Source organism: Stutzerimonas stutzeri, assembly GCF_000935215.1.
Taxonomy (GTDB): Bacteria; Pseudomonadota; Gammaproteobacteria; order Pseudomonadales; family Pseudomonadaceae; genus Stutzerimonas.
The window spans coordinates 26597-51976 of sequence record NZ_JXXD01000165.1; the positions used below are offsets into that span (position 1 = coordinate 26597).

The following is a 25380-nucleotide window of genomic DNA, read 5'->3' on the forward strand; positions in this document are numbered from 1 at the left end:
ATCGCTTCACGAATCAAGAGCAGGACCATGACCGCGCGCCAAAAAGCACTGATCATCGATGACGAGCCGGATATCCGCGAACTGCTGGAAATCACTCTTGGCCGCATGAAACTCGATACCCGCAGCGCTCGCAATCTCAAGGAAGCGCGCGAATGCCTGGCCCGCGAGCATTACGACCTGTGCCTTACCGATATGCGTCTGCCCGATGGCAGCGGCCTGGAGCTGGTGCAATACATTCAGCAACAGCACCCGCAACTGCCGGTGGCGATGATCACTGCATACGGCAGCCTGGATACCGCCATTGGCGCGCTCAAGGCTGGGGCATTCGACTTTCTCACCAAACCGGTGGACCTCAACCGCTTGCGCGAGCTGGTCGGCACGGCCCTGCGCCTGAGGGCGCCCACAGCGGAAATGCCGGTGGACAGCCGCCTGCTCGGCAGCTCGCCACCCATGAAGACCCTTCGCAAGCAGATCGGCAAACTCGCCCGCAGCCAGGCGCCGGTTTATATCAGCGGCGAGTCCGGCAGCGGCAAGGAGCTGGTGGCCCGACTGATTCACGAGCAGGGTCCTCGCAGTGAAAAGCCCTTTGTGCCCGTCAACTGCGGCGCGATCCCGTCGGAACTGATGGAAAGCGAGTTCTTCGGCCACAAGAAAGGCAGCTTCAGTGGCGCCATCGAGGACAAGCCCGGGCTATTCCAGGCCGCCAATGGCGGCACGCTGTTCCTCGACGAGGTCGCCGACCTGCCGCTGCCGATGCAGGTCAAGCTGCTGCGCGCGATCCAGGAAAAGGCTGTACGCGCGGTCGGCGGCGCTCAGGAACTAATGGTCGATGTGCGCATCCTCTGCGCCACCCACAAGGACCTCGCCAGCGAAGTGGCCGCAGGCCGTTTCCGCCAGGATCTGTATTACCGCTTGAATGTCATCGAACTGCGCGTGCCGCCACTGCGCGAGCGTCGCGAAGACATCGGCCTGCTCGCCGAAGCCATGCTTCGGCGTCTTGCGGCGGAGTGCGGTGACAGCAGCGCTCGCCTGCACCCGGATGCTCTGGCCAAGCTGGAAAACTATCGCTTCCCGGGGAACGTTCGTGAGCTGGAGAACATGCTCGAGCGGGCCTACACACTCTGCGAGGGCGATGAGATCAAGGCGGGCGATCTACGCCTGGCAGACAGCCCAGGCGTATCGGAGAACGGTGAAGCCAGTCTGGCGCAGATCGACAATCTGGAAGATCACCTGGAAGAGATCGAGCGCAAGCTGATCATGCAGGCGCTGGAGGAAACCCGCTGGAACCGCACCGCGGCGGCCCAACGGCTGGGGCTGACCTTCCGTTCGATGCGTTACCGGTTGAAAAAACTCGGACTGGACTGAGCGATGAGCCAGATTGGCGTCGAGCCACTCAGACACGACGCTTGCTGGGGTGCTCGCCTTACCCCTGCGTCAGCAGGTTGCGCAGATCGATGATCGCCGCATTGGCACGGGAGATGTAGTTGGCCATCACCAGCGAGTGATTGGCCAGCACGCCGTAGCCGCTGCCATTGAGCACCATCGGACTCCACAGCGGCTCCTGCGCGGCCTCAAGCTCGCGGATGATCTGCCGCACGCTGATGGTGGCGTTCTTTTTCGCCAGCACGTCGGCGAAATCAACCTCGATCGCGCGCAGCAGATGTGACAAAGCCCACGCCTGACCACGCGCCTCGAAGAAGACGTTGTCGATCTGCAACCACGGCGTTTCGACGACCTGCTCCTTGACCTGCGGCACGACGCCCGCACGCTCCTGTTCGGGCGCAACATCAGCATCCAGCCGCACCCGGCCAACGCTGGCAGAGAGGCGCTGGGACAGCGAGCCGAGCCGCGTGGCGGCATCGCCCAGCCAGTTGTTAAGGTTGTCAGCACGCGTGTAGAACAGTGCCTTGGGCTGCGGATCGCTGAGCCGAGCCAGGTAGCGATCCAGGCCGCGGATAGCGTTGCGGTACTCGGACTCGGAGGCCGGCAATGCCCAGCTGCGATTGTCGAAGTTGAACAGCGGCTCGGCCTTGGCCAGATCGGTGTCCTCGGTCGACTGCGACTGCGAGCGGGCGAAGTCCTTGCGCAGCGCACGAGCGAGATCTCGCACCTGCACCAGCACGCCATATTCCCAGCTCGGCATGTTGTCCAGCCACAGACCCGGCGGCGCGATATCGTTGCTCAGGTAGCCACCCGGCTTATCCAGCAAGGTACTGGCAACACGCTTGAGCGTTTCCACGGTGGTATAGCCGCTGACCAACTGCCGCTGTGAGGCCTCGGCTGCCTGGCGGGCGCTCTGCTGTACGGGAAACAGATCGGGTTCGCGGCTCCAGTGCCAGCCGAGCACCAAGGTAACCAGCAGGTACACGCCCAGCAGGACGGCAAGAACCAGCAGAAGCGGATTACCCTCCCGCCGTCCGGCCCCGCCGGAAGGGCCACTCGAGCGGCCGAGACGAGCGAAGCGATTCTTCCAGTCCAACATGGGCAATGTGTCCTTCTCGCGAGTTCTGGGGTTCGACCGCACGACGTCGGAGACGTTGCGCTGACATGCCTTTACTATAACGCAGGGCCCCTGCTCACTCAGCGCCAAATTGAGAACCACTACCGCACAGTGGACTTCCAAAGCACCGCCGCAGTGATAGCATGCCGCCACCATAAAGCCAGGGCAGCGCACCCTGTGCACCGGGAAGAATCGCGATGTCGGATCAGGAAGAACTCAAGCAGCATTTCGCCCAGCGGGTCATTCACCAGGCACGCGAAGTGCTGGAGGTTTGGCAGCAACTGCAACGCAGCGAATGGAACGAGGACTACCACGCTGCCCTGACCGAAGCGACGACGCGGCTGCGGCGCTTCGCCGACCGATTCGAGCAGACCGAACACAGCGAGCTTGCACTGAACATCGAAGACTGCCTGAGCGACATCCGGGACAACCGCGGCCGTCTCTCCAGCAGCACCATCTCCACCCTCAGTCAGCTGATCTACCGTCTGGCGCGCACCGGGCTGCGCCACAGCGATCCGCATAATCAGTCGTTTCTGCCGCCACTGAGCAAGCCGGTGTACATCGCCCTGCAGGATCAGCAGCGCGCCGAACACCTGGTACGCCAGCTGGACTTTTTCAGCATGTCCGCGCAGGCGTTCAGCAATGTCGCGGCCTTCCGCACCGCGATGCATCGCCGCCATCCGGCCGCGATCGTCATGGAGGTGGATTTCAACGGTCCGAGCGAAGGGCTGCGCCTCGCCGAGCAGGTCCAACAGGGGCTGGAATCGAAGCTGCCGATGCTGTTCTTCAGCCACCTGGAAACCGATACGCCAACGCGCCTTGCTGCGGTGCGCGCCGGTGGTCTGGAGTTCTTTACCGGCACCCTCGACGCCAGCAGCCTGCTGGAGAAGATCGAAATATTCACCCGCACGGCGCACTACGAACCGATCCGCGTACTGATCATCGACGACTCCCGGGCCCAGGCCACCCACACCGAGCGAGTGCTTAACAACGCCGGCATCGTCACCCAGACGCTGATCGAGCCGATTCAGGCCATCGGCGCTCTGGCCGAGTTTCAACCGGACCTGATCATCCTCGACATGTACATGCCCGAGTGCCAGGGCACCGAACTGGCCAAGGTGATTCGTCAGCACGAGCGCTATGTCAGCGTGCCGATCATCTACCTCTCGGCCGAGGACGACCTGGACAAACAGCTCGACGCCATGGGCGAAGGCGGCGACGACTTCCTCACCAAGCCAATCAAGCCCAGTCACCTGATCGCCACCGTGCGCACCCGCGCGACCCGCGCCAGAAGTCTGAAGGCACGCATCGTCCGCGACAGCCTGACCGGGCTCTACAACCACACCCACAGCCTGCAGTTGCTCGAGGACGCCCGCTTCCGTGCGCGCCGCGACAACAGCCCGCTGAGCTTCGCCATGCTGGATATCGACCACTTCAAGCAGGTCAACGACACCTTTGGTCATCCCATGGGCGACCGGGTGATCAAGAGCCTCGCGCTGTTCCTGAAGCAGCGTTTGCGCAAGACCGATCACATCGGCCGCTACGGTGGCGAAGAGTTCGCTGTGGTATTGCCGGACACGCCAGCGGACGTCGCCTGCAAGGTACTCGACGAGATCCGCCAGCGCTTCGCGGAGATCCGCTTTCCAGCCCAGCCCCACGACCTCAGCTGCACCTTCAGCTGCGGTATCACCGAGCTGGCCGGCGATGCCGAGGTCAAGACGCTCACCCAACAGGCCGACGAAGCGCTGTATCGCGCCAAGCATGGCGGCCGCAATCGCGTCGAACGCTACTGACACGACGGATACCCCAATCGCCACGCCAGACAGCGCCTCGCAGAGGCGGCGACCTGGCAGGCCCGCGCTCGCTGTAACGCGAATGACATCAAACTGCCATACCTTGCAAGCCTCCTGATTCGTTCTGCGAGGCGAGGATGCGCCTGAAGTCGCTCACCACTCTCAACACCCTGCTGCTCATTGCTGTCTGTCTCGCGCTGGGTGCCACGCTCTGGTGGTCCGAGCGTGCCATGGAGCGCCCCTACCTGCTCATGGCGCGTTACCTGGGGCTGTCTCAACAGTTCCAGCATCAGGCAGCGGAAAATATTCAGGGTTATCTCGCCAGCGGTGACGCATTGCGTCATAGCCAGGCGCAGCAGGCGCTCACCGATCTCCAGCGCGACGTAATCGAACTTCCGGATGGTCTGGCGGAACCGCTACGCCCGAGCCTGGAAGAGCTGGTCCGCTTCACCGCCACCGACCTGCTCGCGGCCGGCAAGCTCGCCGGCGATCCGCAGGGCTTGCTGCTGCAGGCAGAGCGCGAAATGGCCGGAGCGCTGTCGCAGCTCGACGACTACCAGGCGGAAGCCGATCATCCGAGCGCGCGACACTATCAACAGCCTCTTTTCTCGGCCGGGCAACAGCTGCTGCGGCTCAGCCACGCAAGGGGAAAGCTGGTCGCCTCCGGCCGGGATGAACTGGCCAGCGAAGTGGAGCAGACCCTGCATAACCTCGAACAGGACGCCGCAAAGCTCGAGGCACTGCCGTTACTCGGCGTGCTCGCAGCCGAGCAGTCGGCCGCGAGCAATTTCGCCGCCCTGCTCGATCTCGGCGATGCCGCGAAGCAGACCAGTGAAGACCAGGGCGTTGCGCTCAAGCGCGAGCTGACCAGCCTGATCAAGCGCTACCCGGCCGAGCTGCAGCGCACCCGGCAGCTGATCCGCCAGCGCAGCGAGCTGCTGCAGAGCAGCGCCGGCAAGATCGATGCCGTGCAACAGGCCCTGGCCGAGCTGGAGCCAGCGGTACGCGCCGAGCATGGCCGTATCCAGGCGGAGGTGCGCATGCTGCAGGGCGGCATCATCCTGCTGATCCTGCTGATCGCCCTGGCCATCGATCGTCTGCAACGCCAGCTGACCCGAGCTCTCGGTCAGCTGGTGCCGGCACTTTCGGAATGGGCCGAGGGAGACTTCGCCGGCGATGCACGGATCGAGTCGAAGATCCGCGAGATCGCCGATATCGAAAGCTCGCTCAATCGCCTGCGCAGCTACCTGCTTGGCCTGGTCGGAACCTTGCGCCAGCAGGCGACCCAGGTCGCCGCCAGCAGTCGAAGCCTCGACGAAATGAGCAGCGACCTGCACGAAGGCGCCCAGCGCCAGACCGGCGATACCGCACAGATACGCGATTCGCTGAGCGAACTGGAGGCCACCATCCAGCAGGTCGCCGATGGTGCCGGAGAAGCCGCCGAGGCGAGCCGCGCTGCGGCGCGCGCCGTGCATCAGGGTCAGCAGGTGATCGGCCAGAGCCTGACCGGCCTGCATGGGCTGGTCAGCGAAGTGCAGGACAATGCGGCGGCAATCGAACGCCTGGCCGACGAAACCACCACCATCGGCAACGTGCTGACTGTTATCCGTGCCATCGCTGAACAGACCAATCTGCTCGCGTTGAATGCCGCCATCGAGGCGGCCCGCGCCGGCGGGCATGGACGCGGGTTCGCCGTGGTGGCCGACGAAGTGCGTTCACTGGCGCAGCGCACCAGCGGTGCGACCGAGGAGATCCAGCAACTGATCGGTCGCCTGCAACTGGCGGCACGACAGTCGGTCGAGGCGATGCGCAGCCAGGTCGAGCATGCGCAAAGCACGGCGAACCTCGCCGAAAGTGCCGATCAGGCACTGGACGAGATCGTCTCGACCATCGCCACCATCAGCCGCATGGCCGAACAGATCGCCCAGGCGACCGCCCAGCAGGGCGAAGCGGTGGGCGAGATTCGCGGACACAGTGAGCGTATCCACCAGCTCGGCGACGCCAACCTGAATCACATCAGCCGGGGACGTGAGCAAAGTGCGCAGATGCTGCAGCTGGGCAGCGAACTGGATCGCGCGACCCAGGCGTTCAGATTCTGAAAAAGAAAACGGAGCCTGGCGCTCCGTTTCTTTATGCCGGCAAGCCTCCCTACCGCTAGCGGGGGGCGACCGGACGCTGCGACTTACCACCCTTGCCAGCCGGCTTGCCGCTCTTTTCCGCCTTGCGCCGGGCCTCGGCCGCGGCCTTGGCCTGCTCGCGCTTGTCCCAGGCGTTGCCGTCATGGCTGCGTGGCGGCAGGCCGTTGTGCTGGGTGAGGATCTTGCCGCCCAGCCCGGCCTTCTTGCTGCCGACTGGCGTCGAGTTCTTGCGCCGCGCGCTCTGGTAGCCCTCGGTGGCCGGCTGGTGCGCCGGGATCAGCTGGTGCTTGCCATTGCCGATCAGGTCGGCGCGGCCCATACGAATCAGCGCCTCACGCAGCAGCGGCCAACCCTTGGGATCGTGATAGCGCAGGAAGGCCTTGTGCAGGCGCCGCTGCTCCTCGCTCTTGACCACGGTGACGCCTTCGCTCTTGTAGGTCACCTTGCGCAGCGGGTTCTTGCCGGTGTGGTACATGGCGGTGGCCGAGGCCATCGGCGACGGATAGAACGCCTGCACCTGGTCGGCGCGGAAACCGTTGGCCTTGAGCCACAGGGCGAGGTTCATCATGTCCTCGTCGGTGGTGCCAGGGTGCGCGGCGATGAAGTATGGGATCAGGTATTGCTCCTTGCCCGCCTCTTTCGAGTACTTCTCGAACATCCGCTTGAAGCGATCGTAGCTGCCGATGCCCGGCTTCATCATCTTGTCCAGCGGACCACGCTCGGTGTGCTCCGGCGCGATCTTCAGGTAGCCGCCGACGTGGTGGGTGACCAGCTCCTTGACGTACTCCGGCGACTCCACGGCGAGGTCGTAGCGCAGGCCGGAGGCGATCAGAATCTTTTTCACACCCGGCAGTGCACGTGCCTTGCGGTACAGCTCGATCAGCGAGCTGTGGTCGGTGTCGAGGTTCTCGCAGATGCCAGGGAACACGCAGGACGGCTTGCGGCAGTGCTTCTCGATTTCGTGGCTCTTGCAGGCCAGGCGATACATGTTGGCAGTCGGCCCGCCGAGATCGGAGACCACGCCGGTGAAGCCCGGTACGTTCTTCATCTCCTCGATCTCATGCAGGATCGACTCGTGGGAACGGCTCTGGATGATGCGGCCCTCGTGCTCGGTGATCGAGCAGAAGGTGCAGCCACCGAAGCAGCCACGCATGATGTTCACCGAGAAGCGAATCATCTCGTAGGCCGGGATCTTCGCCCCGGCATAGGCTGGATGCGGCACCCGCGCATAGGGCGCGGCGAACACGTAGTCCATTTCCTCGGTGGTCAGCGGAATGGGCGGCGGGTTGAGCCACAACTCACGATCATCGTGACGCTGGACCAGCGCACGGGCGTTACCGGGGTTGGTCTCCAGGTGCAGCACGCGGTTGGCGTGGGCATACAGCGCCGGGTCGTTGCGCACCTTCTCGAACGACGGCAGGCGGATCACCGTGCGATCACGCTCGAGTTTCGGGTGCGGCAGCAGCTCGACCGGGCGGGCTTCGTTCGGGTCGTCCTGCGGACCCTTGTCCTTCTCGATGGCGCAGGCGGACAGGTCCTGCGTATTGACGTAGGGATTGATGATCTTGTCGATCTTGCCCGGACGGTCGATGCGGGTGGAGTCGATCTCGAACCAGCCCTCGGGCGTGTCCTTGCGGATGAACGCGGTGCCGCGCACGTCGGTGATCGCTTCGATCGGTTCGCCGCGGGCCAGGCGCTGCGCCACCTCGACGATAGCGCGCTCGGCGTTGCCGTAGAGCAGCACATCCGCCGTGGCATCCATCAGGATCGAGCGACGCACCTTGTCCGACCAGTAGTCGTAATGGGCGATGCGCCGCAGCGAGGCCTCGATGCCGCCAAGCACCACCGGAACGTGCTTGTAGGCCTCCTTGCAGCGCTGGCTATAGACCAGGCTGGCGCGATCGGGCCGTTTGCCTGCCAGGCCACCCGCCGTGTAGGCGTCGTCGGAGCGCACCTTGCGGTCGGCCGTGTAGCGATTGATCATCGAGTCCATGTTGCCGGCGGCGACACCGAAGAACAGATTCGGCTCGCCGAGCTTCGTGAAGTCGTCTTTGCTGTGCCAGTCCGGCTGGCTGATGATGCCGACGCGAAACCCCTGCGCTTCGAGCAGTCGGCCGATGATCGCCATGCCAAAGGACGGATGATCGACGTAGGCATCACCGGTGATGATGATGATGTCGCAGGAATCCCAGCCGAGCTGATCCATCTCCTCCCTGCTCATTGGCAGGAACGGCGCCGGACCGAAACACTCGGCCCAGTACTTGGGATAGTCGAACAATGGCTTTGCGGCGTGCATGGCGGGGAACCGGGACAACGAAAACGGGGGCGGAATATAGCACAAAAAATAACCAAGTCCGACCATCACGCAGGGTCTTTATCGACCTCCGCGACGGGCGCGCGAAGTGTCACTGCCGCCCGCTATACTCGCGCGACTCAACCATTGCTTCGAGCCCGGGAGTGTCTGGTGCGCGTCGTCCTTTTCGCCTTGCTCCTGAGCCTTTGCAGCCAGGCCTCCGCTCATGCCGAAACCGCCCTCCTGAGTGCCAGTGACAGTGGCCGCGGACTGAATGCCCACGTCACGCTGCTGGCCGATCCCGGAGCCGAGCTGAACATCGACGACCTGCAACGCCCGGACGTAAAGGCGCGCTTCGTGCCAGCCGAAGGCAAGGCCAGTGTCGGACAGAGTCCGCATCCCTGGTGGATCCGCGTCAGCCTGCAACGGGAAAGCGATGCACCGTTTCAATGGTGGCTGGAAGTCGGATCGGTAACCCTGAAAGACCTACGCATCTATTTGCCGGACGGCAACGGTGGCTGGATCGAGCGACAATCCAGGGCGCGGGAACTGGGTCCAGCAGGAAGAGCAAGCACGGCCCGCCGATCAACCGATGTAGCGGCGCGGTACACGCCCGGTCACCTTGGTCAGCAGCTCGTAGCCGATGGTCCCGCAGGCCTGGGCCAGCTCGTCGATTGGCATCTGCGCGCCCCACAACTCCACGGCATCCTCTACCTGCGCCTGCGGCAGATCGGTGAGATCCACCGCCAGCATGTCCATTGAGACCCGGCCGGCCAGCGGCACGCGCTGGCCATGAATCACCACCGAGGTGCCCGAAGGCGCGGTACGCGGGTAACCATCGGCATAGCCGCAGCTGACCGTGCCGATACGCGAGGCGCGTTGCGCGACCCAGCTGGCGCCATAGCCGACACTTTCACCTTCGGACACATCACGCACGGCGATCAGGGCACCGGTCAGCGTCATCACCGGGCGCAATCCAAGTTCCTGCGCACTCAGTTCGGCGAACGGCGTGGCGCCATAAAGCATGATGCCGGGACGAATCCAGGCCATGTGTGCCTGCGGCAACGCCAACACCGCGGCAGAGTTGGCCAGCGAGCAGTTATCGAACTCCAGGGCCAGCAATTCGCTGTAGCGCTCCAGCTGCAGCTCGGTCAGGGCATGACCGCGCTCATCGGCGCAGGCGAAGTGGCTGATCAGGTTGAGCTCGCCAACCTGTGCCTTGCCCCTGAGCCGCGCATGGCATTCGCGCAGGCCGTGCAGGGTGAAGCCCAACCTGTGCATGCCCGAATCCAGCTTCAACCACACATTCAACGGCCGCGGCAGATCGGCCGCCAGCAACCAATCGGCCTGACGCTGATCCTGGATGGCAACATCCAGCCCAAGCTCGGCGGCGCGCAAATACTCAGCCGGCTCGAAACAACCTTCCAGCAGCAGGATGCGGGCATCGGGCGCACTGAGGCGAACCTCTTCCGCTTCTTCCAGGCAGGCCACGGCATAGCCGTCGGCAATCTCGCGTAGCGCCGTAACCGCTTCCCGTGCGCCATGCCCGTAGGCATTGGCCTTGACCACGGCAAACGCCTGGCGCTGCGGCGCGCATTGCTTGGCGAGCAGGTAGTTGTGACGAAGCGCGGTCAGATCGACCGTGGCAACCAGCGGACGCATGAAGTTTTTCCTGTACAACGGCGGGTGGGCGAAATCTTACTCCTGTGGACCGGGCCGCGCAGGCTGGCGTTCGGCTGAGTCGGGCGGCAACAACATACAGCCCGCCGTCAAAAACGCCACAGCAGCTACGCTTACTCGTCGTCGAACTGGTAGCTGCCCGGTGCCAGGTTCTCGAAGCGTGAATAGCGGCCGAGGAACGCCAGACGCGTTGTGCCGATCGGGCCGTTACGCTGCTTGCCGATGATAATTTCGGCGACGCCCTTGTACTCGGTTTCGGGGTGATAGACCTCGTCCCGGTAGACGAACATGATGATGTCGGCGTCCTGCTCGATTGCCCCCGATTCACGCAAGTCGGAGTTCACCGGACGCTTGTTGGGGCGCTGTTCGAGCGAGCGGTTGAGCTGCGACAGGGCGATCACCGGACAGTTGAATTCCTTGGCGAGGCCCTTGAGCGAGCGCGAAATCTCGGAAATCTCGTTGGTCCGATTGTCGCCGCTCGAGCCTGGGATCTGCATCAGCTGCAGGTAGTCGACCATGATCATGGCGATCTCGCCGTGCTCACGGGCCAGGCGCCGGGTCCGCGCACGCATCTCCGACGGGCTGATGCCGGCGGTATCGTCGATGAACAGCTTACGGTCGTTGAGCAGATTCACCGCGGAGGTCAGCCGCGGCCAGTCGTCGTCCTCAAGCTTACCCGCGCGGACCTTGGTCTGGTCGATGCGGCCGAGCGAAGCGAGCATACGAATGACGATGGAGTCCGCGGGCATTTCCAGGGAAAACACCAGTACCGCCTTGTCGGTGCGCAGCACGGCATTCTCGACAAGGTTCATGGCGAATGTCGTCTTACCCATGGACGGACGACCGGCAACGATGATCAGGTCAGCCGGTTGCAGTCCGTTGGTGGCTTCGTCGAGATCGGTAAAGCCGGTGGACAGGCCGGTGATCGCCTCACCCGCATTGAAGAGGGTGTCGATACGATCGATGGCTTTGACCAGAATGTCGTTGATGCCGATCGGTCCGCCGGTCTTGGGCCGCGCTTCGGCGATCTGGAAGATCAGGCGCTCGGCTTCGTCGAGAATTTCTTCGCCGGTACGCCCCTGTGGCGCGTAGGCGCTGTCGGCGATCTCGTTGCTGATGCCGATCAGCTGGCGCAATGTGGCGCGCTCGCGAATGATCTGCGCGTAGGCCTTGATGTTCGCAACCGAAGGCGTGTTCTTCGCCAGCTCACCGAGATAGGCCAGGCCGCCGACCTGCGGCAGGTGCCCTTCCTTGTCCAGTTGCTCGGACAGGGTGACCACGTCGAACGGCGAGTTGCGCTCGGCCAGGGTGAAGATGGCACGGAAGATGAGGCGATGATCGTGGCGATAGAAATCGCCATCGGATACCTGATCGAGCACGCGCTCCCAGGCATTGTTGTCCAGCATCAGGCCGCCAAGCACCGCCTGCTCTGCCTCGATGGAGTGCGGCGGTACCTTGAGCGCTGCGGTTTCCAGATCGTATTGCTGGGGGACACTGATGTCGTTCATGGCACTCGGAATTCGAAACTACAAAAAAACAAAGGGCACGTTCCACTCGCGTGGAAACGTGCCCGATGTTACTCGTCAGGCACCAGCGGTGCCAGACGATGGCTTAGCCGGCTACGACGATCAGCTTGACGGTCGCTTCGACGTCGGTGTGCAGGTGCACAGCTACGTCGTACTCACCAACCTGACGGATGGTGCCGTTCGGCAGACGGACTTCGCTCTTCGCTACTTCAACGCCAGAGGCGGTCAGTGCGTCGGCGATGTCGTGAGTGCCGATGGAACCGAACAGCTTGCCCTCATCGCCCGCGGTAGCGGTGATGGTGACTTCCAGTTCGGCCAGCTGAGCGGCGCGAGTTTCGGCAGAAGCCTTACGCTCGGCAGCAGCTTTTTCCAGGTCAGCACGACGAGCTTCGAACTCGGCGATGTTGGCTGCGGTAGCAGCAGTAGCCCTGCGCTGCGGCAGCAGGTAGTTGCGACCGTAACCAGACTTGACGTTTACCTTGTCGCCCAGGTTGCCCAGGTTTGCGACTTTTTCCAGCAGGATGACTTCCATTTGAGTCTTACCTCTTAACTTTTAACCTTCACCGTTCGCAGGTCCCGCGCCATTCTTACCGGCTGCGCGACCACGAAAATCAAACAGACTGTCGACAATGGCCAAAACGGCCAGTAACGGATAAATCAACTGCATGAACAGCACCAGCGTGACGTACAGCCCCACCAGCCAGAATCGCGGCAGCCGCCCCTGAGCCACCAGCCCGTGCATTAGCGCGATACCGGCAAACACCAGCGGTACACTGCACAACGGCGTCAAAACCGCCAGCTGCGCACCCAGGTTCGGTCCAAGCAGCATGCCGACCAGCAGCAGCACCGCCAGCAGTGGCGGGAACCGCAGCGTACGAAACTCACTGCCGAAACCGCCCGGGTTGTACAACGCTGCCTGCCAGTAACGACCAAGCATCAGGCTAAGCAGGGTGACGACCTGCAGCAGTGCAGCCAGAAGGCCGGTCAGTACCGGTGCCAACAAGGACTCCAAGCGTCCGCGCTCCTCCACCGAAAGCTGCTGATAGGCGCCTGACAATGCGTCAGGCAACACTTTCTGCAGTTCGCTGGCCAGCGCCGCAATGGGCTCGCCGAACACCGCACCGAGAGCCCAGACATACAGCAGTCCAAGGCCCACACTGCACAACATCACCCGCACCCACGAAGCCTGACTGCGCAGCAGTAACGCCAGCCCCAGCGAGCCCAGCAATACCAGCAGGGTTCGCGGATCGCCGAAGTACCACCAGGCCAGTGCCGGCAATACCGCCCAGACCAGCACACCCAACGCATCGTTGAGGCCACGGCGCAACAACACCAGGCTGCCCGCGGCTGCACTCAGCCAGAACAACATGGGCAACGCTGCAGCACCCGCCACCACGAAGATGGCTTGCATACGGCCGCGCATGATGAACTCAGCCAGGGCACGCATGCGATTTATCCTTTACTTCTGTCGACCAGCCGGATCAACGGCCGTGGCTGTCGGTGTAGGGCAGCAGGGCCAGGTAGCGGGCGCGCTTGATAGCGGTAGCCAGCTGACGCTGATAACGTGCCTTGGTTCCGGTGATACGGCTAGGAACGATCTTGCCGGTCTCGGAGATATAGGCCTTCAGGGTGTTGAGATCTTTGTAGTCGATCTCTTTCACGCCTTCGGCGGTGAAACGGCAGAACTTACGACGACGGAAAAAACGTGCCATGAAATAGGCTCCTCAATAGATCCGTGGATTACTCGTCAGCGTTGTTATCGCTGTCACTGTCGCTCTCGTTGGAGCCGTCAGTGTTGTCAGGGCGATCACGACGCTCGCGGCGCTCGCTACGGTTTTCCTCGGCCTTGAGCATTTCAGACTGTTCGGTCTCGGCTTCGTCGCGACGAATGATCAGGTTACGGATGACGGCGTCGTTGTAGCGGAAGTTGTCTTCCAGCTCGGCCAGGGCCTTGCCACTGCACTCGACGTTCAGCATCACATAGTGAGCCTTGTGCACGTTGTTGATGGCGTAAGCCAGCTGACGACGGCCCCAGTCTTCCAGGCGGTGAATCTTGCCACCGTCTTCTTCGATCAGCTTGGTGTAACGCTCCACCATGCCGCCGACCTGCTCGCTCTGGTCCGGGTGAACCAGAAAGATGATTTCGTAATGACGCATAATTGCTCCTTACGGGTTGCAGCCTGCCGACTAAGCGGTCAGGCAAGGAGTGAATGACTTGTTGTCTTGCTTGCAGGTAGGCGCGCAAACGCCTGCCGTCCAGGCAAGGGGCGCCATTCTAGAGAAGGGCTGACAGCGGCGCAAGGCGGACTGGTGAATATTTAACCAGCTTTAGACATTCAGTTGCGCAGCGCTGCACGCTCGGCGCGAATACCATCGAGCAGCTCGCGAACCTGGTGGATATCGTACGGCTTCAGCATGGTACGCAACTGATCGAGGCCCACATCCGAAGCATTGACCGCATAGCCCGAGGCGATCACCAGCGATAACCTCGGATGACGCGCACTAGCTTCACGCGCCAGATCGATTCCGCTCATCCCGGCTAGGCCGACATCCGTCAGCAGCACGTCGAAAGGCTGCTGCCCCAGCGCCTCCAGGGCCTCTTCCGCTGTCTCGCTTGCGACGACCTGATGCCCTAGCTCCATCATCACTTCACCGGTAAGCATGCGCAGGGTCGGGTCATCCTCGACGAAGAGGATCTTCAGACTGGCATCATCGGCCGCCGGGTTTTCCACGACATCGTCAGGCTGCAAGTCGCCCGCCACCGCTTTGGCCGGACCTGCAGAGAGATCACCTCCCGCGCCCTGCCGCTGCCCGTCATCGACGCAGCGCGGCAAATGCACATGCACAGCGGTACCACCGCGCTCGCCGCTCTCCAGCGTAACGAAGCCACCGCTCTGTTTGACGAATCCATAAACCATGCTCAAGCCTAGACCGGAGGCATTGCTGTCCTGCTTGGTGGTGAAGAAGGGTTCGAATGCCCGGGCGCGCACGTCGTCACTCATGCCGCCGCCCTCGTCGATGACACTGAGCAGGACGTAATCGCCACGCGAGTTGCCAGGCGCATCCTCGCCCAGCTGGCGATTCTCCAGACGCAGCACCACACGTCCGCTACCCGCCATCGCATCGCGCGCGTTGGAAGCGAGGTTCAACACTACGCTCTGCAGATTGCCGACATCGGCGAACACCGGCCATGGCTCGCCCAGCACCTCCAGCTCCAGCTGTACCGCCGAACCCAGCGCCCCATTTAGCAGCTCGTGCATCTGCTCAAGCAGCTCCGGCAAGTGCACCTGACGCGGCAACAATGGTTGGCGGCTGGCGAAAGCCAGCAGCTGCGACGCCAGACGCGCACCCTTCTCGACCCCGCTGACGGCCGAGTCCAACCGTCGCGCTGCAGTCTGATCGCTACCGAGACCACGCCGCAGCAGCTGCAGGTTGCCTCCGATGATCTGCAGCATGTTGTTGAAGTCGTGCGCGATGCCACCAGTCAGCTTGCCCACTGCCTCCAACCGCTGAGCCTGCTGCAGGGCCTGCTCGGCCACCTGTCGCTCGCCCTCACTTTGCTGCAGCGCCAGGGTTCGCTCACGGACCAGCTCTTCCAGGTGATCGCGATAACGCTGCAGCTCCGCCTCTTTGCGCTGCTGCTCGGTCACATCCTGCCCTTGAACGAAGATGCCAATGACCCCGCCGTCGTTCTCGACGATCGGCTGCAAAACGAAATCCAGAATCGCTTCCTGTGGTTCCTTGTCCGGATGCCGTCTCAGGAACAGCGATACACGTTTGCCGACATACGGCTGACCGGTGCGATAGACCTCGTCGAGCAGACCGATGAGGGCCTGCCCCTCGATCTCGGGCAATCCCTCGCGAACCGTCTTACCAAGCAGCTGACGGTGCCCGGTGACCTGCCGATAGGCATCATTGACCAGTTCATATACATGATCAGGGCCGCGCAGAAAGCAGACGAACCCAGGCGCCTGCGCGAACAGACGGCGCAGCTGCTCGCCTTCAGACTGCAGCAGCCTGGCACGGGACATTACGCCTTGCTCCAACTGCTGCAAGGGCTGCCGACCGGCTGCCGCCTGACTCAACGAATCTTTCATTGCCTGCAGCTCGGTAATGTCCGAGGTGTGCTGCAGAATCGCAACGACCTCTCCTTGCTCATCCAGGATTGGCGTGTGCGTGGCGCTCCAGTAACGATCCTCGTAAACCGGGCCAAGCGGCGTTTGTCGCGCGATGGAGTAACGAATCACCGGCAACGTATCGACTGCCTTGCGGCTGAGCACCCGCGCAAACGAATCGAGCAACTCTTGCACTCGGGTCATCTCGGGACTGAGCGGATCGGCAGCGAAGGCTTCATGAAGGCGCTGCCCCTGGATATCCGTCAGTTTTCGCCCGGTAAGCGTCAGGTAAGCGGCATTCGCATCCAGAATGACCAGGTCACGATCAAGCAGGACATAAGCATTCGGGGATAGCCGGAACAGACTTTCGAAAGACGGGCGCTGCTGCATACAACCTCCATGGTACGAGCCTGACGCCGCGTAACTAACCCAGCAAGGCTCCGGCAGCACCCGGAGCCCTCAAGCAAAATATGACGAGAAGCCGCTATCCGCGGACGGGCCTGGACACCGATTGACCACAAAAAGGTCAATCGGTTTCAGATCAGCAGGTCAGGCGTTCAGCCAGCGACCTTGGCGCTCTTGCGCTGACGCAGCGCCTCGAACAGGCATACGCCGGTCGCCACAGAAACGTTCAGACTGCTGACGCTGCCGGCCATGGGCAGGCGTACCAGATAATCACAGTGTTCACGCGTCAGGCGCCGCATACCGCGACCCTCGGCACCCATGATAAGCACGATGGGCCCGGTGAGATCCTGATCGTAGAGTGATTGCTCGGCTTCGCCCGCCGTCCCCACGACCCATAATCCACGCTGCTGCAGCTTCTCCAGCGTACGCGCAAGGTTGGTCACGGCGACCAGCGGAATCACTTCCGCCGCACCGCAGGCAACCTTGCGCACGGTGGCATTGAGAGTGGCCGATTTGTCTTTCGGCACGATCACGGCGAGCGCACCGGCCGCGTCCGCGGTGCGCAGACAGGCACCGAGGTTGTGCGGATCCGTCACACCATCCAGCACCAATAGCAGCGGCGGGCCATCGGCGCGATCAAGCAACTCCTCGAGCATGGCCTCACCCCATATCTGACTGGGGCTCACCTCGGCGACCACACCCTGATGCACGCCTTCGACCCAGGCATCCATCTCCCGCCGCTCACACTGCCCGACACTCACACGTGCCTGAGCAGCCAGCTCGATCACCATCTGGGCGCGCGGATCGCCGCGACCCTCTGCCAGCCATACCTGCTTGACGCGCTTGGGATGATGGCGCAGCAATGCCTCGACAGCGTGCAGGCCGTAGATCTTTTCTAGCTGACTCATGACTTGGCCTTGCGCTTTCTGGCACCGCCACTCGAGCCGGTGGGTTTGTCACCTGACTTGGCTGCAGATTTCGGCTTGGTCGAGCCTGATCGCGACTTGCTCCCGCCCGCCGCCTTCTCGCTCTTGCCCTTCCTGCCGCCCTTCGCCTCGGCGAGCAATGCCTTCTTCAGCTCTCGACTCTTGCGCACATCGGCATTGCCCGGCTCGCGTCCACGGCTCGCACCGTCACGCTGCCCCGGAGCAGACTTGGTACCACCACCGATCAGCTCGAAATCGATCTTGCGCTCATCCAGATCGACGCGCATGACGCGCACCTCGACGCTGTCGCCGAGACGGAAACTGCGCCCACTGCGCTCACCGGACAAGCGGTGGTGCAACGGATCGAAGTGGTAGTAGTCGCCCGGCATGGCAGTGACATGCACCAGCCCTTCTACGTAGATGTCTGTCAGCTCGACGAACAGGCCGAAGCCAGTCACCGCAGTAATCACACCAGGGAAGGCCTCGCCGACACGATCCTTCATGAACTCGCACTTGAGCCAGTTAGTGACGTCGCGGGTAGCTTCGTCGGCGCGTCGCTCGGTCATCGAGCATTGCTCGCCCAGCTGCTCCAGCGCGGCTTCGTCGTACGGATAGATTCGCGCCTTGGGCATGCTGGTAGCGCCTTCGCGGCGCACATGAGGCGTGTCTCGACGGGAGCGGATGACACTGCGAATGGCGCGGTGCACCAGCAGATCGGGATAACGCCTGATTGGCGAAGTGAAGTGGGCGTAAGCCTCGTAGTTCAGGCCAAAGTGACCATTGTTCTCGGCGCTATATACGGCCTGACTCAGCGAGCGCAGCATGACCGTCTGGATCACATGGAAATCCGGGCGCCCCTGAATCTGCTCCAGCAGCGCCTGGTAATCCTTCGGCGTCGGACCTTCCTTGCCCTTGTGCAACGAGAGACCCAGTTCACCGAGAAAGGCGCGCAGCTTTTCCTGACGCTCCAGCGGCGGCGCATCGTGGACACGATAAAGCGCTGGGATCTCATGCTTCTGCAGGAATGCCGCCGTGGCGACGTTGGCGCAGAGCATGCACTCCTCGATCAGCTTGTGCGCATCGTTGCGCTCGGTCGGCTTGATCTCGGCGATCTTGCGATCGGCACCGAAGACGATACGTGTTTCCTGAGTCTCGAAATCGATCGCGCCGCGGGTATGACGCGCCTTGAGCAGCACCTTGTACAGCGAATAGAGCTGCTTGAGATGCGGCAACACTTCGGCGTACTCCCCGCTCAGCCGCTTGCCTTCGGCTGACTTGGGCTGCTCCAGCATCGCGCTGACCTTGTTGTAGGTCAGTCGCGCATGGGAATGAATCACCGCCTCGTAGAACTGGTAGTCGGTCATCTTTCCCGACTTGCTCAGCGTGATCTCGCAGACCATGGCCAGGCGATCGACCTGCGGATTCAGCGAACAGAGCCCGTTGGAAAGCTGCTCAGGCAGCATCGGCACCACCCGCTCAGGGAAGTACACCGAGTTGCCGCGAACCACGGCCTCCTTATCGAGCGCCGAGTCGACCTTAACGTAGTGCGACACGTCGGCAATGGCGACATACAGGCGGAAACCTCCTGTCAGGAGCTTCCAGCCGCCAGGCTTCTCGCAATAGACCGCATCGTCGAAGTCGCGCGCGTCTTCACCATCGATGGTCACGAACGGTAGATGGCGCAGATCGACGCGCTTGTGCTTGTCCTTTTCCTCGACCTCGGGCTTCAGCCGGGACGCTTCCTTCAGCACCGCTTCCGGCCAGACATGCGGGATATCGAAGCTGCGTAGCGCCACGTCGATTTCCATGCCCGGCGCCATGTAGTTGCCGATCACCTCGACGATGTCGCCCTGCGGCTGGAAGCGCTGGGTCGGCCAGTGAGTGATCTTGACCTCGACAAACTGCCCCGGCTTGGCGTCGAGCGCGCGGCCCGGGGTCACCAGCACTTCCTGCTGGATTTTCGGGTTGTCAGGAATGACAAAACCGACGTCGCTCTCAATGTGGTAGCGACCAACGATGCTTTCGTGGGCCCGACTGATCACTTCAACGATCGCGCCCTCACGACGCCCACGCCGATCAAGCCCCGCAACGCGCGCCAGACAGCGGTCGCCGTCGAACACCAGGCGCATCTGCGCGGGACTGAGAAACAGGTCATCGCTGCCGTCATCTGGGATGAGAAAACCGAAGCCGTCACGGTGCCCACTGACGCGACCACAGACCAGGTCCAGCTTGTCCACCGGGGCATAGGTGCCGCGCCGGGTGTAGATTAGCTGACCATCACGCTCCATCGCTCGCAGTCGGCGACGCAGCGCTTCGATATCTTCTTCGGACACCAGTCCGAACTCTTCAACCAGCTCTTCGCGGGCCGCCGGGGAGCCGCGCTCACCGAGATGCTGGAGAATCAGCTCGCGACTGGGAATGGGGTTGTCGTACTTTTCCGCTTCACGAGCGGCCTCGGGATCGAGGGATTGCCAATCGGCCATTAAGAGATGTCACCTTTCATTCATTTATAGGGCCAGAACGCCCTTCTTCTATTGAAGCGCGAATCGCTCCCGGACGGCAGCTTTCACGCGAATTATTTTTCGCCATCAGGGGTTTACAAGGCCAAACCTCAGCCGTATAGTTCGCGCCCACAATGTCTGGCAGACGTTGTAACACGGAAACGGCTTAGTATCATCGTTTCTAGTGCCCAGGTGGCGGAATTGGTAGACGCACTAGGTTCAGGTCCTAGCGGTGGCAACACCGTGGAAGTTCGAGTCTTCTCCTGGGCACCACTTATTCAAATGAAACCCGCTGCGACATGGCGAGTCTCATGCAAGACGAAGAAGCCGACTTCGACCGATCTGATCGGTGAAATGGCAAAAAGTCGGTGAGCGATCATCGCAATGTGCCCAGGTGGCGGAATTGGTAGACGCACTAGGTTCAGGTCCTAGCGGTGGCAACACCGTGGAAGTTCGAGTCTTCTCCTGGGCACCACTCTTCAAGAAAAAACCGAGCCCCTGGCTCGGTTTTTTCGTTTCGGCGAGCAACTGATAGAACCGCCCCTTCCGATAGCCGGCCACGCCAGACAAAAGAAGACCGCCCGAAGGCGGTCTTTTTGTACCTGCAGCCTTGATCAGGCGTAAGGATGGCGCAGCACAATGGTTTCGTTGCGATCCGGGCCGGTGGAGATGATATCCACCGGCGCCTCGACCAACTCCTCGAGACGCTTGATGTACGCACGCGCATTGGCGGGCAGCTCATCAAGGGTCTTCGCACCAACAGTCGACTCGCTCCAGCCCGGCATCTCTTCGTATACCGGCTGCAGGCCGTCATAGCTGTCCGCATCGGTCGGCGCGTCAACCAGAACATCGCCGTTACGATCCTTGTAACCGACACATATGCGGATCGCTTCCAGACCATCGAGCACGTCGAGCTTGGTCAGGCAGATGCCGGATATACTATTGATCTCGATGGCACGACGCAGGATCACTGCATCGAACCAGCCGCAGCGCCGCGCACGACCGGTAGTGGAACCGAACTCGTGACCGCGCTCAGCCAGGCGAGCACCGATATCATCGAACAGCTCGGTCGGGAACGGACCCGAACCCACGCGCGTGGTGTATGCCTTGGTGATACCGAGAATGTAATCCAGATACAGCGGACCGAAGCCCGAACCGGTAGCAGTGCCGCCGGCGGTGGTGCTGGAGCTGGTGACATAGGGATAGGTGCCATGGTCGATGTCCAGCAGCGAGCCCTGCGCGCCCTCGAACATGATGCAGGCACCCTGCTTGCGCAGCTCGTGCAGGCGGGCGGTGACATCGGTGATCAACGGCTTGAGGATTTCCGCGTAGCCGAGCGCCTCATCTAGGGTCTTCTGGAAATCAACTGGCTCGACCTTGTAGAAGTTCTGCAGCACGAAGTTGTGGTATTCCAGCAGCTCGCGCAGCTTCACCGCGAAGCGCTCCGGGTTGAACAGGTCAGCAATGCGCAGGCCGCGACGTGCAACCTTGTCCTCGTAAGCCGGGCCAATGCCACGCCCCGTCGTGCCGATCTTGCCTTCCGAGCGCGAAGCCTCACGCGCCTGATCCAGCGCCACGTGGTACGGCAGGATCAGCGTGCAGGACGGACTGATGCGCAGGCGCTCGCGTACCGGCACACCCTTTTCTTCCAGCTTGGTGATCTCACGCAGCAGCGCATCGGGAGCGACCACCACGCCGTTGCCGATCAGACACTGCACATTGTCACGCAGGATGCCGGACGGAATCAGGTGCAGCACGGTCTTCTCACCGTCGATGACCAGGGTATGTCCGGCATTGTGGCCGCCCTGGTAACGCACGACCGCAGCCGCCTGATCGGTCAGCAGATCGACGATCTTGCCCTTGCCCTCATCACCCCACTGGGTGCCCAGGACCACGACGTTCTTACCCATAACCCTCTGTCCTCTTCGGCGAAGCATGCCGGTCGCAACCGGCGATAATCGAAACCAGGCCAGCGCCGCAGCGCGGCGCCACAGCCATCAGGACGCCAGCGAAGCCACCGTCCAGACACCATCCTTCAATTGCAATTGCCGGTCGCAGCCGAGCTGCGCAGCATCGGCTCGCGACTGCCCATCAAGGGCTTGCACCACGCGCTCACCCTGACGCCGCAGCTGACGGACCGCATCCCACAGACCCGGTTCACCGTCTTGCGGCGCCCAAACGCCCGACACAGGCGCGGAAAGATCAGCACTGCCCAGACTGACCAGCGTCTTCAGGTCGGTGGAGAAACCCGTCGCCGGGCGTGCGCGACCGAAGTCGGCACCAATGTCGTCATAACGACCACCCTGCGCGATCGACTGACCGACGCCGGGTACGAACACCGCGAACACCACTCCAGTATGGTAGTGATAGCCACGCAACTCGCCCAAATCGAAATACAGCGGCACATCCGGATAACGCGCCGCCAGCTGATCGGCAATGGCCGTCAGCGTTTCCAGCGCGGCCTGCACCTCGGCGGGCGCAGCCGCCAGCGCCATACGCGCCTGATCGAGCACTTCCCGCCCACCGCACAACCGCGCCAGCGCGCGCAGCATGCCGGCCAATGCAGGATCGAGCGCAGCAGTCTGCTCGGCAATCTCGTCCATCGCCTTGCGCTGCAGCGCATCGAACAACCGCTGCTCGGCTTCGCCGCTCAGCCCGGCAGCCTTGGCCAGACCGCGATAGATGCCCACATGCCCGAGATCCATATGCACATCCGGCACCTCGGCAAGCTCGAGCATTTCCAGCATCAGACTGATGACCTCGATATCACTGGCAGCAGACGCATCACCATACAGCTCAGCCCCCAACTGGATAGGGCTGCGCGAGGTGGAAAGCGCCTGCGGCTTGGCATGCAACACACTACCGGCATAGCACAGGCGACTGGGACCTTCGCGACGCAGGGTATGCGCGTCGACCCGGGCCACTTGTGGCGTGATATCAGCCCGCAGCCCCATCTGGCGACCGGAAAGCGGGTCGATGACCTTGAACGTACGCAGATCCAGATCCTGCCCGGAACCGGTGAGCAACGACTCGAGAAACTCCACGTGCGGGGTGATGACCAGCTCGTAGCCCCAGCACTGGAACAGGTCCAGCACGCGCCGACGCGCCGTTTCGATACGCGCCGCCTCCGGCGGCAGCACCTCTTCGATGCCATCTGGCAAAAGCCAGCGGTCTACCGTTGCCATTCGCGAAATCACCTCTCGTTCCGGTAAGCCCAGACGAAAACCGCGGCAGCAGCCTTAGCCGGCCTTCGGTCGCGTGCAGTTGTATTCGAACCATGGCATCCGAGCCATGCCCTGTGAAGGGATCGGCATGACCGCTGCATGCCTGGGACAGCCTGCGACCTCAAGGGCACAGACGCAAAAAAGCCGGGATTTTCCCGGCTGGCGGATCATAGCAATCTTTTCTCTAACGGTCACCCGACGGCACGGCCGTGCCGCCGGGTGACCTTCATCTCGCCATCAACTAGTTGCTCTTTTCCAGATAACGGAAGAAATCACTCTTCGGATCGAGCACCAAGACGTCTTCCTTGCTGGAGAAGCTCTCGCGATAAGCCTGCAGACTGCGATGGAAGGCATAGAACTCCTGATCCTGACCATACGCCGCGGCATAGATGGCAGCAGCCTGGGCATCGCCATCACCGCGCAGCTCCTCAGCCTCGCGGAACGCCTCGGCCAGCAGGACACGGCGCTGACGATCGGCGTCGGCACGGATACCTTCGGCTAGCTCTTTACCTTTGGCGCGATGCTCACGAGCCTCACGCTCACGCTCAGAGCTCATCCGCTCGAACACGCTGCGATTGACTTCCCGCGGCAGATCAATGCCCTTGACGCGCACATCGACCACTTCGATGCCCAGCTCCTGTTGAGCGGCGCGGTTCAGGCTGGTTGTGACCTGAGCCATCAGCTCGTCACGCTGACCGGAAACGGACTCGTGCAACGTGCGCTTACCGAACTGGTCACGCAACGCCGCCTCCAGACGGCGAGCCAGGCGCTCATCGGCAATCTGCTTCATCCCCGAGGTCGCGGTGTAGAAGCGCTCGGCATCATCCACACGCCACTTGGCGTAGGAGTCGACCATCAGCGCTTTCTTTTCCAGGGTCAGGAAACGGGAAGTCGTGGTATCCAGTGTCAGCAGTCGCGCATCGAATTTGCGCACTGAGTTCACGTACGGAATCTTCATGTGCAGGCCAGGCTTCACATCAGGCTCGACGATGCGGCCGAAGCGCAGCAGGACTGCACGCTCGGTCTGCGAGACGATGTAGAAGCTGTTCCACAGAACGATTGCCGCCACAACGCCCACGATCAGAGCGGTAAGGGATTTATTGCTCATCAGCGGCTCTCCCTCGTACGAACTTCACGCGGATCCAGCTCCGGCGGCAGACGGGTGCCCTGGGTAGCCGCGCCCGACGCAACTCCGGCTGGAGCCGGCGTGCTTGCGCCACGGCTGTTGATCATCTTATCCAGTGGCAGGTAGAGCAGATTCTGCCCTCCATCACCGCTAACCATGACCTTGCTGGTGTTACTCATGACTTCCTGCATAGTTTCCAGATACAGACGCTCACGAGTGACCTCCGGCGCCTTGCGGTACTCGGCGACCAGCTTGCTGAAGCGGTCCGCCTCACCTGTGGCACGCGAAATCACCGCATCGCGATAACCGCTGGCCTCCTCCAGCATACGCTGGGCCTGACCACGGGCTTCGGGGATCACGCCATTAGCGTAGGATTCGGCCTGATTCTTCTCACGCTGCTCGTCTTCACGTGCACGGATCACATCATCGAACGCTTCCTGCACTTCACGCGGCGCTGCCGCACTCTGCAAGTTGACCTGAGTGACGACGATGCCAGTGCCATAGTTGTCGAGAAACCGTTGCAGACGCTCCTTGACCTCACCAGCCATGACCTCACGGCCTTCGGTGAGCACCTGATCCATGGCAGTCGAACCCACCACGTGGCGAACGGCACTGTCGGTAGCATGCTGCAAGCTCACCTCAGGCTGATCGACGTTGAGCACGAAAGACTGCAGATTGCTGATCTTGTACTGAACGGTGAGCGGCACCTCGATGATGTTCTCATCCTCGGTGAGCATCTGCCCCTGCTTGCTGTAAGAACGCTCGCGGGTGACGTTTTCCTGGAACTTGCGATCGATCGGCGGGAAGTAAATGTTCAGGCCCGGCCCGACCGTCTCGTGATACTTGCCGAAGCGCAGCACGACGGCCTGCTCCTGCTCGTCGACGATATAGATCGCATTGAACAGCCAGACGGCCAGCAGCACGACCAGGGCAATCCAAACCAGACCGAAGCCGCCGCGCTTGCCGCTGCCACCGAAATTGCTGCCGCCGCCACGCTTCTTGCCACCGAACATGCCGTTCAGGCTGTCCTGCAGCTTGCGGAAAGCCTCATCGAGATCCGGCGGGCCTTTCTGGTCGCCACCGCCACCACCGCGACGGCCACCGCCACCACTGCCCCAGGGATCCTGGTTGTTCGAGTTGCCACCCGGCTCAT

19 protein-coding genes, 2 tRNA genes and 1 pseudogene are annotated in these 25380 nt (G+C 62.3%); 6 read left to right on the top strand and 16 right to left on the bottom strand.

Annotated features, from left to right (window positions below):
• The first annotated feature begins 27 nt into the window (after positions 1 to 27).
• On the top strand, positions 28 to 1365 hold the full coding sequence (locus LO50_RS16935) for a sigma-54-dependent transcriptional regulator (RefSeq protein WP_044315722.1): 1338 nt from the start codon (positions 28 to 30) through the stop codon (positions 1363 to 1365).
• A 58-nt stretch (positions 1366 to 1423) separates the two neighbouring features.
• Here LO50_RS16935 and LO50_RS16940 read toward each other — a convergent pair whose 3' ends face one another.
• The gene (locus LO50_RS16940; protein ID WP_044315723.1) at positions 1424 to 2482 is read right to left on the bottom strand and encodes a DUF2333 family protein; all 1059 of its coding nucleotides are present in this window, start codon (positions 2480 to 2482) and stop codon (positions 1424 to 1426) included.
• A gap of 215 nt (positions 2483 to 2697) precedes the next feature.
• Here LO50_RS16940 and LO50_RS16945 point away from each other — a divergent pair, with 215 nt between their 5' ends.
• Both LO50_RS16945 and LO50_RS16950 read left to right on the top strand, forming a co-directional pair.
• Positions 2698 to 4293 (top strand): response regulator, encoded by a 1596-nt coding sequence (locus tag LO50_RS16945; protein WP_044315724.1) that lies wholly within the window; start codon positions 2698 to 2700, stop codon positions 4291 to 4293.
• A 137-nt stretch (positions 4294 to 4430) separates the two neighbouring features.
• Positions 4431 to 6392 carry a methyl-accepting chemotaxis protein gene (locus tag LO50_RS16950; protein ID WP_044315725.1) on the top strand — a complete coding sequence of 654 codons (1962 nt, stop codon included), beginning with the start codon at positions 4431 to 4433 and terminating at the stop codon, positions 6390 to 6392.
• A gap of 55 nt (positions 6393 to 6447) precedes the next feature.
• On the opposite strand, the gene LO50_RS16955 is transcribed toward LO50_RS16950, so the two are convergent.
• A complete protein-coding gene (locus LO50_RS16955; RefSeq protein ID WP_044315726.1) occupies positions 6448 to 8727 on the bottom strand; it encodes a YgiQ family radical SAM protein in 2280 nt (759 codons plus the stop codon).
• Between the two features lie 78 nt (positions 8728 to 8805).
• Entirely contained in the window at positions 8806 to 9123 is a 318-nt protein-coding gene (locus tag LO50_RS25430; RefSeq protein WP_044315727.1) for a hypothetical protein, read from the bottom strand.
• On the opposite strand from LO50_RS25430, the pseudogene LO50_RS25435 reads away from it, so the two are divergent.
• A pseudogene (locus tag LO50_RS25435) lies at positions 9052 to 9201 on the top strand (7TM-DISM domain-containing protein); the annotation flags it as partial. The gene LO50_RS25430 and the pseudogene LO50_RS25435 sit on opposite strands and share 72 nt — an antisense overlap.
• 108 nt (positions 9202 to 9309) lie before the next feature.
• On the opposite strand, the gene alr reads toward LO50_RS25435, so the two are convergent.
• From alr to rnr, 9 genes are all read right to left on the bottom strand, one after another.
• Positions 9310 to 10386: an alanine racemase gene (gene alr, locus LO50_RS16965; protein ID WP_044315728.1), complete on the bottom strand. Its 1077-nt coding sequence runs from the start codon at positions 10384 to 10386 to the stop codon at positions 9310 to 9312.
• A gap of 131 nt (positions 10387 to 10517) precedes the next feature.
• A complete protein-coding gene (gene dnaB / locus LO50_RS16970; RefSeq protein WP_014819054.1) occupies positions 10518 to 11912 on the bottom strand; it encodes a replicative DNA helicase in 1395 nt (464 codons plus the stop codon).
• 103 nt (positions 11913 to 12015) lie between these two features.
• The gene (rplI, locus tag LO50_RS16975; RefSeq protein WP_044315729.1) at positions 12016 to 12462 is read right to left on the bottom strand and encodes a 50S ribosomal protein L9; all 447 of its coding nucleotides are present in this window, start codon (positions 12460 to 12462) and stop codon (positions 12016 to 12018) included.
• Positions 12463 to 12483: 21 nt separating this feature from the next.
• Entirely contained in the window at positions 12484 to 13377 is an 894-nt protein-coding gene (locus LO50_RS16980; RefSeq protein WP_014819052.1) for a YybS family protein, read from the bottom strand.
• 34 nt (positions 13378 to 13411) lie between these two features.
• Positions 13412 to 13642 carry a 30S ribosomal protein S18 gene (rpsR, locus tag LO50_RS16985; RefSeq protein ID WP_003283112.1) on the bottom strand — a complete coding sequence of 77 codons (231 nt, stop codon included), beginning with the start codon at positions 13640 to 13642 and terminating at the stop codon, positions 13412 to 13414.
• A gap of 28 nt (positions 13643 to 13670) precedes the next feature.
• The gene (rpsF, locus tag LO50_RS16990) at positions 13671 to 14087 is read right to left on the bottom strand and encodes a 30S ribosomal protein S6 (protein ID WP_003298557.1); all 417 of its coding nucleotides are present in this window, start codon (positions 14085 to 14087) and stop codon (positions 13671 to 13673) included.
• 179 nt (positions 14088 to 14266) lie between these two features.
• A complete protein-coding gene (locus LO50_RS16995) occupies positions 14267 to 16435 on the bottom strand; it encodes a PAS domain-containing protein (RefSeq protein WP_044315730.1) in 2169 nt (722 codons plus the stop codon).
• A 167-nt stretch (positions 16436 to 16602) separates the two neighbouring features.
• On the bottom strand, positions 16603 to 17358 hold the full coding sequence (gene rlmB / locus LO50_RS17000; RefSeq protein WP_044315731.1) for a 23S rRNA (guanosine(2251)-2'-O)-methyltransferase RlmB: 756 nt from the start codon (positions 17356 to 17358) through the stop codon (positions 16603 to 16605).
• On the bottom strand, positions 17355 to 19859 hold the full coding sequence (gene rnr, locus LO50_RS17005; protein WP_014819049.1) for a ribonuclease R: 2505 nt from the start codon (positions 19857 to 19859) through the stop codon (positions 17355 to 17357). The genes rlmB and rnr overlap by 4 nt, the downstream gene beginning before the upstream one ends.
• 204 nt (positions 19860 to 20063) lie before the next feature.
• Here rnr and LO50_RS17010 point away from each other — a divergent pair.
• Positions 20064 to 20150 (top strand) — tRNA-Leu (locus LO50_RS17010).
• Between the two features lie 115 nt (positions 20151 to 20265).
• Positions 20266 to 20352 (top strand) — tRNA-Leu (locus LO50_RS17015).
• A gap of 139 nt (positions 20353 to 20491) precedes the next feature.
• Here LO50_RS17015 and LO50_RS17020 read toward each other — a convergent pair.
• The 4 genes from LO50_RS17020 to hflK form a co-directional block, all read right to left on the bottom strand.
• Complete coding sequence (locus tag LO50_RS17020; protein ID WP_044315732.1) at positions 20492 to 21787, bottom strand: adenylosuccinate synthase; 1296 nt, start codon at positions 21785 to 21787, stop codon at positions 20492 to 20494.
• An 87-nt stretch (positions 21788 to 21874) separates the two neighbouring features.
• Positions 21875 to 23062 carry an ATP phosphoribosyltransferase regulatory subunit gene (locus LO50_RS17025; protein WP_044315733.1) on the bottom strand — a complete coding sequence of 396 codons (1188 nt, stop codon included), beginning with the start codon at positions 23060 to 23062 and terminating at the stop codon, positions 21875 to 21877.
• Positions 23063 to 23342: 280 nt separating this feature from the next.
• Positions 23343 to 24209 carry a protease modulator HflC gene (gene hflC / locus LO50_RS17030; protein WP_003298550.1) on the bottom strand — a complete coding sequence of 289 codons (867 nt, stop codon included), beginning with the start codon at positions 24207 to 24209 and terminating at the stop codon, positions 23343 to 23345.
• Positions 24209 to 25380: FtsH protease activity modulator HflK (hflK, locus tag LO50_RS17035; RefSeq protein WP_044315734.1), on the bottom strand; the 1172-nt coding region annotated here is incomplete at its 5' end. The genes hflC and hflK, both read right to left, overlap by 1 nt.

What these genes read in the sequence shown, in the direction of transcription:
- LO50_RS16955 (WP_044315726.1), bottom strand. Translation starts at nt 8,727, where the DNA reads ATGCACGCCGCAAAGCCATTGTTCGACTATCCCAAGTACTGGGCCGAG.
- LO50_RS16950 (WP_044315725.1), top strand. Translation starts at nt 4,431, where the DNA reads ATGCGCCTGAAGTCGCTCACCACTCTCAACACCCTGCTGCTCATTGCT.
- LO50_RS25430 (WP_044315727.1), bottom strand. Translation starts at nt 9,123, where the DNA reads ATGCGGACTCTGTCCGACACTGGCCTTGCCTTCGGCTGGCACGAAGCG.
- rlmB (WP_044315731.1), bottom strand. Translation starts at nt 17,358, where the DNA reads ATGAGTCAGCTAGAAAAGATCTACGGCCTGCACGCTGTCGAGGCATTG.
- rpsR (WP_003283112.1), bottom strand. Translation starts at nt 13,642, where the DNA reads ATGGCACGTTTTTTCCGTCGTCGTAAGTTCTGCCGTTTCACCGCCGAA.
- hflC (WP_003298550.1), bottom strand. Translation starts at nt 24,209, where the DNA reads ATGAGCAATAAATCCCTTACCGCTCTGATCGTGGGCGTTGTGGCGGCA.
- alr (WP_044315728.1), bottom strand. Translation starts at nt 10,386, where the DNA reads ATGCGTCCGCTGGTTGCCACGGTCGATCTGACCGCGCTTCGTCACAAC.
- LO50_RS16945 (WP_044315724.1), top strand. Translation starts at nt 2,698, where the DNA reads ATGTCGGATCAGGAAGAACTCAAGCAGCATTTCGCCCAGCGGGTCATT.
- LO50_RS16935 (WP_044315722.1), top strand. Translation starts at nt 28, where the DNA reads ATGACCGCGCGCCAAAAAGCACTGATCATCGATGACGAGCCGGATATC.
- rplI (WP_044315729.1), bottom strand. Translation starts at nt 12,462, where the DNA reads ATGGAAGTCATCCTGCTGGAAAAAGTCGCAAACCTGGGCAACCTGGGC.
- rpsF (WP_003298557.1), bottom strand. Translation starts at nt 14,087, where the DNA reads ATGCGTCATTACGAAATCATCTTTCTGGTTCACCCGGACCAGAGCGAG.
- LO50_RS16980 (WP_014819052.1), bottom strand. Translation starts at nt 13,377, where the DNA reads ATGCGTGCCCTGGCTGAGTTCATCATGCGCGGCCGTATGCAAGCCATC.
- LO50_RS16995 (WP_044315730.1), bottom strand. Translation starts at nt 16,435, where the DNA reads ATGCAGCAGCGCCCGTCTTTCGAAAGTCTGTTCCGGCTATCCCCGAAT.
- dnaB (WP_014819054.1), bottom strand. Translation starts at nt 11,912, where the DNA reads ATGAACGACATCAGTGTCCCCCAGCAATACGATCTGGAAACCGCAGCG.
- LO50_RS17025 (WP_044315733.1), bottom strand. Translation starts at nt 23,062, where the DNA reads ATGGCAACGGTAGACCGCTGGCTTTTGCCAGATGGCATCGAAGAGGTG.
- LO50_RS16940 (WP_044315723.1), bottom strand. Translation starts at nt 2,482, where the DNA reads ATGTTGGACTGGAAGAATCGCTTCGCTCGTCTCGGCCGCTCGAGTGGC.
- rnr (WP_014819049.1), bottom strand. Translation starts at nt 19,859, where the DNA reads ATGGCCGATTGGCAATCCCTCGATCCCGAGGCCGCTCGTGAAGCGGAA.
- LO50_RS17020 (WP_044315732.1), bottom strand. Translation starts at nt 21,787, where the DNA reads ATGGGTAAGAACGTCGTGGTCCTGGGCACCCAGTGGGGTGATGAGGGC.